This is a genomic window from Halorussus aquaticus, from assembly GCF_024218795.1.
Taxonomy (GTDB): domain Archaea; phylum Halobacteriota; class Halobacteria; order Halobacteriales; family Haladaptataceae; genus Halorussus; species Halorussus aquaticus.
Genome location: NZ_CP100400.1, coordinates 720929 through 732578, shown reverse-complemented (window position 1 = coordinate 732578; position 11650 = coordinate 720929). Strand labels below are relative to the sequence as shown.

General features: G+C 68.1%; 8 protein-coding genes and 1 tRNA gene. 2 read left to right on the top strand and 7 right to left on the bottom strand.

Annotation, left to right across the window (positions count from 1 at the left end; genetic code table 11):
- Positions 1–101 precede the first annotated feature (101 nt).
- Positions 102–1253 (bottom strand): acyl-CoA dehydrogenase family protein, encoded by a 1152-nt coding sequence (locus NGM06_RS03865; protein ID WP_254269010.1) that lies wholly within the window; start codon positions 1251–1253, stop codon positions 102–104.
- A 115-nt stretch (positions 1254–1368) separates the two neighbouring features.
- Between NGM06_RS03865 and NGM06_RS03860 the strand changes: the two genes are divergently transcribed.
- Positions 1369–3345 (top strand): 3-hydroxyacyl-CoA dehydrogenase/enoyl-CoA hydratase family protein, encoded by a 1977-nt coding sequence (locus NGM06_RS03860; protein ID WP_254269009.1) that lies wholly within the window; start codon positions 1369–1371, stop codon positions 3343–3345.
- A gap of 168 nt (positions 3346–3513) precedes the next feature.
- Positions 3514–3588, top strand: a tRNA-Glu gene (locus NGM06_RS03855).
- Between the two features lie 61 nt (positions 3589–3649).
- Here NGM06_RS03855 and NGM06_RS03850 read toward each other — a convergent pair.
- From NGM06_RS03850 to NGM06_RS03825, 6 genes are read right to left on the bottom strand one after another with little or no spacing between them, the layout of a single operon-like run.
- A complete protein-coding gene (locus NGM06_RS03850; RefSeq protein WP_254269008.1) occupies positions 3650–4507 on the bottom strand; it encodes a DUF58 domain-containing protein in 858 nt (285 codons plus the stop codon).
- Complete coding sequence (locus NGM06_RS03845) at positions 4504–5457, bottom strand: AAA family ATPase (protein ID WP_254269007.1); 954 nt, start codon at positions 5455–5457, stop codon at positions 4504–4506. The genes NGM06_RS03850 and NGM06_RS03845 overlap by 4 nt, the downstream gene beginning before the upstream one ends.
- A complete protein-coding gene (locus NGM06_RS03840) occupies positions 5450–6352 on the bottom strand; it encodes a DUF7502 family protein (RefSeq protein WP_254269006.1) in 903 nt (300 codons plus the stop codon). The genes NGM06_RS03845 and NGM06_RS03840 overlap by 8 nt, the downstream gene beginning before the upstream one ends.
- Entirely contained in the window at positions 6349–7125 is a 777-nt protein-coding gene (locus NGM06_RS03835; RefSeq protein WP_254269005.1) for a hypothetical protein, read from the bottom strand. Before NGM06_RS03835 ends, NGM06_RS03840 begins: the two co-directional genes overlap by 4 nt.
- Positions 7122–9509 (bottom strand): VWA domain-containing protein, encoded by a 2388-nt coding sequence (locus NGM06_RS03830; RefSeq protein WP_254269004.1) that lies wholly within the window; start codon positions 9507–9509, stop codon positions 7122–7124. The genes NGM06_RS03835 and NGM06_RS03830 overlap by 4 nt, the downstream gene beginning before the upstream one ends.
- Positions 9509–11317 (bottom strand): vWA domain-containing protein, encoded by a 1809-nt coding sequence (locus NGM06_RS03825; protein WP_254269003.1) that lies wholly within the window; start codon positions 11315–11317, stop codon positions 9509–9511. The genes NGM06_RS03830 and NGM06_RS03825 overlap by 1 nt, the downstream gene beginning before the upstream one ends.
- Between the last annotated feature and the right edge of the window lie 333 nt (positions 11318–11650).

The following is an 11650-nucleotide window of genomic DNA, read 5'->3' as shown; positions in this document are numbered from 1 at the left end:
CCCAGATTGAAATTAAGAACTGGCGAAGAGGAACAAAACATGGCGACGACTAGCGGACCGGTGGATATCGCGAGAAAACGACGGGACGTTACAGAGGGCCGTTAGAAGCCCTTTCCGAGCAGTTCGCGGGCGATGATGTTCTTCTGAATCTCGGTGGTGCCCTCGTAGATCTGGGTGATCTTCGCGTCGCGGTAGAACCGCTCGACGGGGAAGTCGTTGACGTAGCCAGCGCCGCCGTGAATCTGGACGGCCTCGTCGGCCACGTCCACGGCCACGCTGGAGGCGAACTCCTTGGCCATGCTGGCGAGTTTCGTGACGTCCTCGCCCTGATCGACGTTCCACGCGGCCTTGTAGGTCAGGTTACGCGCGGCCTCCGTCTGGGTGTGCATCTCCGAGAGTTTGTGCTGGATGGCCTGGAACTCCGAGATGGGTCGGTCGAACTGCTCGCGCTCTTGGGCGTAGTCGAGCGCGGCCTCGCAAGCCCCCTTGGCGATGCCGACGCCCTGCGCCGCGACCGCGGTCCGGGTCTCGTCGAAGAACTGCATCTGCTGGAGGAAGCCCATCCCGCGCGTCCCGACGAGGTTCTCCTCGGGCACGCGCACGTCGTCGAGGATGAGTTCCGCGGTGTCGGAGGCCCGGATGCCCAGTTTGCCCGTTATCTTCTCGGCCTCGAACCCGTCGCGGTCGGATTCGACCACGATCTGACTGAACCCGTTGTACCGACCGTCGGCGTCGGGGTCGGTCTGACAGAGGACGACGTAGTAGTCGCCGACCGACCCGTTCGTAATCCACATCTTGTTGCCGTTGATCACCCACTCGTCGCCGTCCTTCTCCGCGCTGGTGGAGACCGACGAGACGTCCGACCCGGTGTCGGGTTCGGAGATGGCCGCGCCCATGATGGCGTCGCCCGCCGCGACCGGCGAGAGGAACCGCTCTTTCTGGTCGTCGGTACCGAACTCCATGATGGCGTGAGCGCCGAACGAGGCCGACGTGACGCAGAGACCGATACCGGGGTCCACGGCGAACAGTTCCTCGGTGATGATGGCCGATTCGAGGTTGTTGTAGCCCGCGCCGCCGTACTCCATCGGGATGATGGAGCCGAGCATCCCCATCTCGGCGGCCTTGTCCATGACCTCGTGGGGGTACTTCTCTTCGACGTCGTACTCTTGGGCGACCGGTTCGATCTCGTTCTCGGCGAACCGCCGCACTTCCTCTCGAATCTGCTTCTGTTCGTCGGAGAGTCCGAAGTCCATGCGCGGAATTTGCACACCCACCCGTAAATCGTTTCGTAACCGTGAGTAAACTAGTGGCGAGTTTCTAATCTTCGATAGGGAAACGTTGAAACGGCCAGCAAGTGACCCTACGCGTATGGACGTAGAAGATATCAACACCATCGCGGTTCTCGGAGCGGGCAACATGGGCCACGGCATCGCGGAGGTCGCGGCCCTCGCCGGGTACGAGGTCAACCTGCGCGACATCAAAGAGGAGTTCGTCCAGAACGGCTACGAACAGATCGAGTGGAGCCTCGACAAACTGGCCGAGAAAGACCAGATTTCCGAGGCGGAGGCCGAGTCCTCCCTCGACCGCGTGACGCCGCTCGTGGACTTCGAGGAGGCCGTCTCGGACGCCGACTTCGTGGTCGAGGCGGTCCCAGAGAAGATGGACATCAAGAAGGACGTGTACGGTGAGTTGGAGGAGTACGCGTCCGACGAGGCGGTGTTCGCCACCAACACCTCCAGCCTCTCGATCACCGAACTCTCGGAGGTCACCGAGCGACCCGAGCGGTTCTGCGGGATGCACTTCTTCAACCCGCCGGTCCGGATGCAACTCGTGGAGGTCATCTCGGGTGCCCACACCGACGACGAGGTGCTGGACCTCACCGAAGACCTCGCCGAGGAGATGGGCAAGACGCCCGTCCGCGTCCGCAAGGACAGCCCCGGATTCATCGTGAACCGCATCCTCGTTCCCCTGATGAACGAAGCGGCGTGGATGGTCGAGTCGGGCGACTACACCATCGAGGAGGTGGACAGCGCGACCAAGTTCGACATGGGCCTGCCGATGGGGAGCTTCGAACTCGCCGACCAAGTCGGCATCGACGTGGGCTACCACGTCCTCGACTACATGCACGAGGTGCTGGGCGACGCCTACGAACCCTGCCCGCTCCTCGCCCAGAAGGTCGAGGAGGAGAAACTCGGCAAGAAAACCGGCGAGGGGTTCTACGACTACGAGGACGGCGGTGCCCAGATTCCGACCGACGCCGGGAGCGAGGACGCGGTTCGCCGCCTCCAAGCGGTGATGGCCAACGAGGTCGCCAAACTGGTCGCGAACGACGTGGCCGACCCCGACGCCATCGACGAGGCCGTGATGCTCGGCGCTGGCTTCCCCGACGGTCCGGCGCGAATCGCCGACGACGCCGGTCTCGAAACGCTCGCGGACACCCTCGACGACCTCCACGAGGAGACCGGTGCCGAGCGATACGCGGCCAGCGACTACCTCCGCGAGGCCGCCGCCGAAGGCGGTTTCTACGGCGGTTCGGACGACGCCGACGAGGGCGAGTACGACTACGACACCATCCGCGTCGAGAAGCCCGGCGAGATGGTGGGCAAAGTGGTCCTCGACCGACCCCACCGGATGAACACGGTCAGCGAGGACCTGCTGGACGAACTCGGCGACGCCATCGACGCGCTGGAAGAAGACGACGACGTGCGCGCGCTCCTGCTCGTCGGCGAGGGCGACAAGGCCTTCTCCGCGGGCGCGGACGTCCAGAGCATGGCCGCGGGCGGCGGCGACCCCCTGCAGGCGGTCGAACTCTCGAAGAAGGGCCAAGAGACCTTCGGCAAACTCGAAGCCTGCCCGATGCCGGTCGTCGCGGGCATCGACGGCTACTGCCTCGGCGGCGGGATGGAGATGGCGACCTGCGCCGACATGCGCCTCGCCACCGAGCGCTCCGAGATGGGCCAACCCGAACACAATCTGGGTCTCCTGCCCGGATGGGGCGGCACCCAGCGCCTCAAGCACATCGTCGGCGAGGGCCGCGCCAAGGAGATCATCTTCACCGCCGACCGCTTCGACCCCGAGACGATGGCCGACTTCGGCTTCGTCAACGAGATTGTCGAAGTCTCGGCGTTCGAGGACCGCGCCTTCGAACTCGCGGCCGACCTCGCGGCCGGACCGCCCATCGCCCAGAAGTACACCAAGCGCGCGATGCTCGCGGGCCGGGACGACACCGACGCCGGACTCGAAGTCGAGTCCCAAGCGTTCGGCCACCTGATGAACACCGATGACCTGATGGAAGGCGTCACGGCGTTCATGGGCGACGGTGAGCCGGACTTCGAAGGGAAGTAAGGCGAACGCCGTCAGAGGTAGGCTCTGACGGAAGCGAGCCAGAATTCAAAGGGAAGTGAGCCGCGCCCGGGTGTGAACGCCCGACACGGCCGCCTTCGGGCGATAACGGAACGTTTAAACTAATCCGGCCGGAACGAAGAAATGCACTCGCAGTGAGTGTGGACGTACGCTCCGTTGGTGTAGTCCGGCCAATCATTCGGGCCTTTCGAGCCTGTGACCAGGGTTCAAATCCCTGACGGAGCATCATTTTGCAGAAAACTACCCTAGAACAGCGGCGGTTCTTCAATTCTGATTTCTCGCTGACTCACTCGAACCACAACTCGCCGAACGACTCGAAGAACGACCGCCCGGTGTCGAGTCGCTCGTAGCGTATCCGCAGGTCGCGGGCGACGCCTTCCACGCTGTCGGCGTGGGCGTCGAACTCCTCGCGGTAGGTCCGTTCTAACCGGTTGCTGACGTAGGCCCGGAGCGACTCGTCGCTTTCGAGCGCCTCGAAGACGGCGTCGCGGCCGGTCGGCAGGTCGCGTTCCTCGGGCGCGACGACGTGGGCGAGAACGACCTGATTCGAAGCCAGCGCCTCCAGTCCCGCGTCGATTGCCTCGACGTCCCCGAGGAAGTCGCTGCAGACCACGACCAGCGCCTTCGAGTCGATGGTGGCGGCGTAGTCGGCCAGCGCGTCCTCGAAGGCGGCCTCGCCGTCGGGGTCGACCGCGTTGCACTGCTCGACCAGTCCGAGGACCTCGCCGCGGTTCGACCGTCCGCGGTCGAGTCGCTCCGCGGCGTCGTCGAACGTCGCGAACCGGAACTCGTTGTGGTCGCGGGCGGTCAGGTAGGCGAACCCCAGACCGAGTTTGGCGGCGTACTCGAACTTGTGGGCGTCGCCCTCCCCGAAGTCCATCGACGCGCTGGCGTCCACCAGCACGTGGACCGTGAAGTTGCGCTCGGCCTCGAACTGCTTGACGTAGAGTTCGTCGGTCCGCGCGAAGAGGTTCCAGTCGATGAACCGGGGTTCGTCGCCCGGCGCGTACCGCCGGTAGTCGGCGAACGTCAGGCCCTCGCCCACCGCGTCGGTGGTGCGCTCGCCCTGCTGTTGGGACCGGGCGTTCCGGTCGTTAGCGGCGTCGAACCGGTCGAGTTCGTCGAGGAACTCGGCGGTTATCATCGGTCCTCGACCAGCGCCGTTATCACGTCGTCCGGGGTCATCCCCTCGCGTTCGGCCCGGAAGTCCACGACGACGCGGTGGCGGAGGACGGGCACGGCCATCGCGGTCACGTCCTCGCTCCCGACGTGGGACCGGCCCTCCACGAGCGCGCGGGCCTTCGCCGCCCGGACCAGCGACATGCTGGCGCGCGGACTCGCGCCGTATTCGAGGTCGGCGGCGCTCCGCGTCTCGCGCACGACGTCCACCGCGAGGTCCCGGAGGTCGTCGGCGATTGGCACCTGATGGGTCAACTGCTGCATCTTCCGGAGTTCGCCGGTCGAGACCTGCGGTTCGACCGAGACCGAGGCGTCCACGTCGCGGGTGTACCGGTCCACGATTTCGCGCTCGGCCTCGGCGTCGGGGTAGTCCACGAGAATCTTCATCAGGAAGCGGTCGGACTGGGCCTCCGGGAGCGGGTAGGTCCCCTCTTGGTCGATGGGGTTCTGGGTCGCCAGTACGAAGAACGGTTCCGGGAGGTCGTAGGTCTCGTTCCCGGCGGTCACCTGTCCCTCCTCCATGGCTTCGAGCAGGGCCGACTGGGTCTTGGGCGTCGCCCGGTTTATCTCGTCGGAGAGGACGAGGTTGGCGAACACCGGTCCCTTCTCGAAGGTGAACGTCCGGCCGGTCTCGGTCTCGCGGACCATCTCGGTGCCGATGACGTCCGAAGGCATCAGGTCGGGCGTGTTCTGGATGCGCGAGAACGAGAGTCCGGTCACCTCCGCCAGCGTCCTGACGAGCAGCGTCTTACCGAGACCCGGCGTGCTCTCCAGCAGGGCGTTGCCGTCGCAGAGTAGGCAGGCCAGCACCTGATCTACCACCTGCTCCTGTCCGACGATGCGCTCTCGCACCTCGGACCGTATCGCTCGAATGCGGTTCGTCACGTCGTCGATAGCCGATTTTCGGTCAGTCATCCGTAGTGTTCCCTTGGAGTTGGTGTGCGTATCGCTGTACGAGCGCCGCGTCTTCGACTCGGTCGGGCGAGGCGAACCCGGCGCGCCGGGCGTCCACGCCGTCCCCGTCGGCCGACCCGTCGCCGCCGCTGTCGTAGTTCCAGTCGCGTTGGCCCTCCCCGCCCGGACTCGCGCTCACCGCGGCCGAGAGGTTCTCGGACCCCGCGGTCACGTCGGTCGGTTCGCCCAGCACCTCGTCGCCGCTGTGGAGTTCCGCAGTCTGGTTCGAGAGCGCGCCCCGGTCGGCGGAACCGTCGGCCGGACCGCCCGACCCCGGTCCCGTTCCGGAGAGGGCGACGCCGAGGTCGAGACCCATGGCGGCCGTCTGGACCATCGCCAGACTCAGCGCAAACGCGAGGACGACCGTCGCCGCCAACCGGGTCGTGTTCACGAGACCGACGCTGGAGGTCTCCCGGAGTCGGTCGAGAACGTCGGCGTACAGCGCCCGCGTCATCGGATTCGTCCGGTCGGCCCCGGCGGCGTCGCGGGCGGTCCGGAGCGCCTCGCGTACCTCGGGGTTGGCCGCCTCGAACTGCTCGGCGGCCGGGCGGCGCGTCCGGAGGACGAACTCCGCGACGAACGTCGCGACTCCGGCGACCACGCCGAGTAGCGTGGCGACGTCCGGCGCGGGCAGGCCCAGCGAACTGAACGACGCCGCAGCTATCTCGGCGTCCAGCACGGGGAGGCCGACCGCTCCGGCGGCGAACCCGACAGCCAGCAGGACGCAGACCGCGTCCAGACTCGCGTAGACGAACGCCACCTTGCGACACTCACGACGAATCTGGGCGAGCGCGGCGCGGATCTCGTCGGGGGCGCTCTCGTCGGGACTCGCCTGCGGTTCGGCGTCGTCGCTCATCGTGCCACCTCCGCGTTGCCGGACGGTCGCCCGACCGTAGGTCGCCGGACCGCCGGTCCTCTGCGGTCGGATCGCCCGACCGCCGGTCGTTCCACGTCGGGTCGGCGCGCCACCGGAGTCTCCGACCGACTCCGGCGGAGTCGGTCAGGCCGAGCGTAGTCGTTCGACGAGGAGTTCTCCAGCTCCTCGATTCGCTCGCGGAGCTGCTCGATTTCGTTCCGGAGTTCTTCTATCGTCTGGTTCTTCTCGACGAGCATCCGCTGCTGGCGCCGGACGGTCCGGTTGACCCGCTTCAGCGTCTCGTTGCGGGCGTCGGCCCGCGATTCGAGTCGGTCGATGGTCGCGTTGAGGTCGTCGGTGCGGGCCTTGGCCGCCTCGAACTGGCGTTTCAGGCTGTCACGCTCGTCTTTGAGCGAGGCGAGTCGGTTCCGCGCCCGCTCCAGTCGGCGCTCGGTCGAGTTGAGTTCCGACCGCGTGGCGTTGAGCGACTTCTCGGTCGCCCGCAACCGCTTGGAGACCTCCTCGATGTCCGAGAGCCGCGTCTGGAGCGTCTGGTTGACGTCCCGGAGCGACCGGTTCAGTCGGTCGATGCGCTGTTGTTTGCGCTGGACCTCGCTCTCCAGTTCGGCGTTTCGGTCGGCCAACTGCTCGTTCTCGGTCCGGAGTTGGTCCACCGACTCCTGATAGTAGACGGTCGTTCCGACCAGACCGAGTGCCGACAGGCCGACGAACAGCGCCAGCGCGACGTTGATGGTATCGCCGATGTAGCTCATGGTATCACTCCCTGACCGCGTCGGCGGCGGAGTCGGCGAGCGCAGACCTCGCCGACGAAGACCAGCAGGCCCGCGAGGAGGAACGCCCAGTCCCACGACCGCTCGACTCGACGCTTTCGGGTCGCCTGTCGCTCCACCGCCGAGGCGATGGCCGCGGGACTGTCCGCCGAGAACGTCCGTCCACCGGTTCGCTCGACCGCCCGCTTCAGTTCGGGCGACGCGCCGAGCGCGGCGTACTCGGCGGGGTAGTTGACCGCGTACGCGCTCCCGAGAACCTCGCGGTATCCCGGACGGGTCGGCGCGCTCCGGGCTTCGTACCGGCCGGGCGCGACCTCCGAGAACGACAGGTCGGCGCTCTCCGGCGGATTCTCGCCCGCGTAGACGACCGTCGTGGACTCGCCGACACGGGTGTCCGGCGCGGCCACGACGCCGGTCGCCTTCCGCTGGGGGTCGCCGATGGCCCAGTTCACCGACCGCGAGAGCAGCAGCGAGTTCGGCTTCGACCGCAGGTCGCCGAGACTCCCGTCCGCGCCGTAGGCCGTAACGGCGCCGACCCGGCCGAGACCGAAGCGCCACGCCGAGACGGCGGGCGCGCCGTAACCGGTCGCGACCAGCAGGTCAGCGCCCTCCTTCACGCTCACCTGATTGGCTCCGGGAAGCGAAGCGGTCGGTGAGACCCCGCGAGTGACGAAGTGGCCGTCGTCCACGACGACCGCGTGGTCGCCGCTGTACCGACGGTTCTGGCCGCCGAACCGGACTCGGAGTCGGTTGGTCTCGTCGGCCAGCAGGAACGACCCGCCCGTTCGCTCGGCGACGCCCCGGAGGACGCGCTCGTTCACGCTGCCGACGCCCACGCTGACGACCCGGACGTCTCGGTCGGCGAGTTTCTCGGCCGCCGCGAACGTCGGCTTCGCGGAGTCGCGGCCGTCGCTCAGGAGGATGACGGTGCCGCCGTTCTCTCCGAGCATCTTCGACGCGCCGAGCAACCCCGCGCTGATTCGGGTCCCGCCGCCGCTTTCGAGGCTTCGAATCTTCCGCTTCAACGTCTCGCGGTCGGTCTTCAGCGACACGAGGTCGGCGACCCGGTAGGCGTTCCGTTCGAACGCGACGATGCCCGCCTCGTGTCGGTTCCCCAACTGCGAGAGGACGTCGAGCGCGAGCGCCTTCTGGACTCGCATGCCCGACTTCGCGCTCCCCGACACGTCCACCGCCAGCACGACGCGGGACTTGGGGCCGGTCGAACCGCCGACCTCGACCGGGAGCAGCGACGAAATCCGCGAGTTGCCGTACTGGCCCTTCTCGTAGGCGTGTTCGCCCCCGACCACGAGGAGACCCCCGCCGTCGATGACGTGTTCCTGAAGCGCGCCGACGTTACCGAGGTCGGGCGCGGCCACGTCGTGGACGACGACCGCGTAGTAGTCGTTGAGGTCGGCGGGCACCGACGCCGCGCGGGTGACGTTGTAGAGTTCCCGGAGGTACCCCTCGAAGGCGTAGTCGCCGCGACTCACGTAGAGGACTCGTGGCTGTTCGACGACCTGCACCGTCTTGCGATACACGTCGTTGACGGCGTAGGCGTCGTCACTGGCGAGGCGGGCCGTGACGCGGTGCGGGCCGGTATCGTTGAAGGTGTGCGTGACGGTGAACGACCCGTCCTCGGGAACCTGCCGGGAGGCGACCTGCGACCCGTCGGCGGAGACGGTGACGGTCGCGTCCGTCGGCGCACCGTCGAGTCCGGCGACCGTCACACCGAATCGGTCCTCGACGCCGACGCTGGCCTTCCGCGGCCCGGAGACCGACACGCGGGCGTCCGACTGGTTCTGAGTCAGTCGGACCCGGTTGATGGTGGCGTTCACCGAGCGAGCGAGCGAGGTCGCCCGCGACAGCGACGCGCCGCCGGTGACCTGCCCGTCCGAGACCACCAGCAGACTCCCGTTCGGGCGGACGTTGGCCACGATTCCGGACCCGACGCGCGACCGATTGCCGGTGGCGACCGTGACGCGGTTCACCGCGACGCCCTCGTCCTCGATTCCGGCTTCGAGGTCGTCTGCGACCGGCGAGTGGACGCCCATGCTCGCCGATTCGTCCACCAGCATCGTGACCTGCGGGTCGCCCGCCGTGGTCGTGGTGGAGACGGTCGTCGGACCCGCGGCCGCGACGACGAGGCAGGTGACGACGACGAAGCGAGTCGCCCAGAGCGCGACGCGGGTTCGGCGGTCCGCTACGTCGTCGGTCCGTCCGCCGTCCCGGTCGTCCGAGTCGCCGGTCAGTTCGGTCGCTGTACCCGACCCTCGGACGAGTAGCCAGAGGACGACCGCGGCGACCGGCACGGCCGCGAGGACGACCGGCCGGGTGAACTCGACCGGCGCGTCGAGTGGCAGGTTCATCAGAGGTCACCTCGGTAGCGCAAGAGACCCAGTTCCAGCAGGACGAGCAGCGCCGCGAGACCCGCGACGAGCGGGGTCAACTTCTTCGGGACGGTCGTCGTCTCGGCGTCGGTTCCGACCGCGTTGGTCTCGCCCTCGGTCACGGACGGGGCGGTGACGTTCGACTCGGCGACGCTGGCCAGCGACGCGCCGTACCGCCGCTCCCCGACCTCGTGGAAGCCGACGCGTCGGAAGGCGAGGGCACTGGTGCGTCGGCTTCCGTCGGGCGTCTGGACGGTCACGTTCTCGCCGAGCGGGAGGGTGGTGCCGGTCCGGTGGTTCGTCGCCGACAGCGAGCGTCGGCCGGTCAGTTCGTAGACGACGCGCTTCCAGAACACCGGGTAGCGGTAGTTGTGTTCGAACGACGACCCCGACGCCGGGTAGCCGTAGTAGAACACGCGGCCGCCGTCGAGCCGTGCGGTCGCGAGCAGCGGCGTGCCGTTGACCGTGCTGAGCAGGGCGTTCCCGGCCCGGAGGTCGGCGCGCACGTACGTCTGGGGTGCGGGGAACGTCACGTCCTCGGTGATGGGGGTCGCGCCGGGTTGGCGGACCGCCGGGTCGGTGGCGGTTCCGTTGGGCGCGACCGGGAGCAGGTCGCCGTAGCCGACCGCCGAGAGGTTCGACTGGGCCTGAATCACGACGCCCCCGCCCGAGGACAGCGTCTCGCGGGCGACCCGCAGCGTCCCGTCGAGCAGTCTGTCGGGCCGGACCTCGCTGAACACGACGAGGTCGTAGGACTCCGAAATCGACGCGGGCGGGTGTTTGACCGTCACGCTGGTCCCGCGGACGACCCGCAACGCCGTGATCAGCGGCCGGTTCTCGTCGTTGGTCACCACGAGCACGTCGGTCGTCGGGTCCTCGGGTGCCGCGACCGCGAGTCGGTCGTCGGTCGGGAACGAGTCGCCCGGTGAGAGCCGAACGTTCCCGCCGCCAGCGGGGACCGGGAGCGTCGCGGTGGCGACCTCGCCCGGTCCGAGCGTCACCGACCGGGTGGCGTCGCCGAACGAGAGTCGGCGCGTGACCTCAGCGTCGCCGAAGTTCTTCGCCCGGAGCGAGACGGTACCGTCGGCGAACGAGTAGCCGACGACGCCGACGTTGGCCGACCCGCCGCGGTCGAACTGCCGGAGGTCCACCGCGTACCCCCGGGCGCGGGCGGAGGCGACCGCGGTCCGCCAGTCGCCCGACGCGAAGTCGCTCACTACCACGATTCGCGCGTCGTCGCCCGCGACCGCCGCGGCGCGACTGATTGCGTCCCGGAGGTCACCCGGCGCGTCCGTCGCTCGGAGACCGTCGAGCGCGGCCTTCGCCTCCGCGGCCGGAGCGCGACGGGTGAGGACGGCGGTCTCGTCCCGGGCGACGACGACGGAGGTCTCCCCGGTCGCGGCGTCCTTCGCCGCCCGGACCGCCCGGTCGAAGCGGGTCGCGCCGCCCGCCTCGGTCGCCATGCTCGCGGTGGCGTCCACCACGACCACCGTCTCCGAGACGGTTCGTCGCTCGGAGACCGGGACGTATGGTGCGGCCAGCGACACCGCGACGACCGCGATTGCGAGCAACTGGACGAGCAGGAGCGCGTTGCGTCGGAGTCGCCGGAGTGCTGGGTGTCGCCGACTCTCCTCTCGGTCGCCGACGAGGAACTCGACCGCCGGAAACGAGACGGTCTCCGGGTCGGGTTTGAGCAGGTAGAGCAGTATCAGGGGTATCGCGGCCGCCAGCGCGGCGAGTCCGAGCGGTCGGAGGAACACCGACGACAGGGTCTCGACGGGGGTCACGGTTCGGCGGTCACCTCCGGCACGGGCGAGACGAACGCGAGTGGGCGAACACCGTCTGCGGGGCTACGAGTTTGGTCCATCGTTCGGAGACCCGCCCGCGTTCGGGAACTGTCGGAGGACTAACGGGCGGTTTGGTGATGCTGTTCGCGGATAATGTAAATACTTTTTCATCGCCCGGCGTGACGGTTCCCTGCAGCGACACGAGCCGGTTCCGGGGAAACTACATCCGCGGCCGGGGTCCCCGCTGGAGGTCGCGCTTTCTCCGGCGGAGCGTAGCGGCTCTCGACGCCCCGTGTCGTCGCACTATCGTTGATTCGAGAAGGGCGATTACCG

What these genes read in the sequence shown, in the direction of transcription:
- NGM06_RS03845 (WP_254269007.1), bottom strand. Translation starts at nt 5,457, where the DNA reads ATGACTGACCGAAAATCGGCTATCGACGACGTGACGAACCGCATTCGA.
- NGM06_RS03860 (WP_254269009.1), top strand. Translation starts at nt 1,369, where the DNA reads ATGGACGTAGAAGATATCAACACCATCGCGGTTCTCGGAGCGGGCAAC.
- NGM06_RS03840 (WP_254269006.1), bottom strand. Translation starts at nt 6,352, where the DNA reads ATGAGCGACGACGCCGAACCGCAGGCGAGTCCCGACGAGAGCGCCCCC.
- NGM06_RS03830 (WP_254269004.1), bottom strand. Translation starts at nt 9,509, where the DNA reads ATGAACCTGCCACTCGACGCGCCGGTCGAGTTCACCCGGCCGGTCGTC.
- NGM06_RS03850 (WP_254269008.1), bottom strand. Translation starts at nt 4,507, where the DNA reads ATGATAACCGCCGAGTTCCTCGACGAACTCGACCGGTTCGACGCCGCT.
- NGM06_RS03865 (WP_254269010.1), bottom strand. Translation starts at nt 1,253, where the DNA reads ATGGACTTCGGACTCTCCGACGAACAGAAGCAGATTCGAGAGGAAGTG.
- NGM06_RS03835 (WP_254269005.1), bottom strand. Translation starts at nt 7,125, where the DNA reads ATGAGCTACATCGGCGATACCATCAACGTCGCGCTGGCGCTGTTCGTC.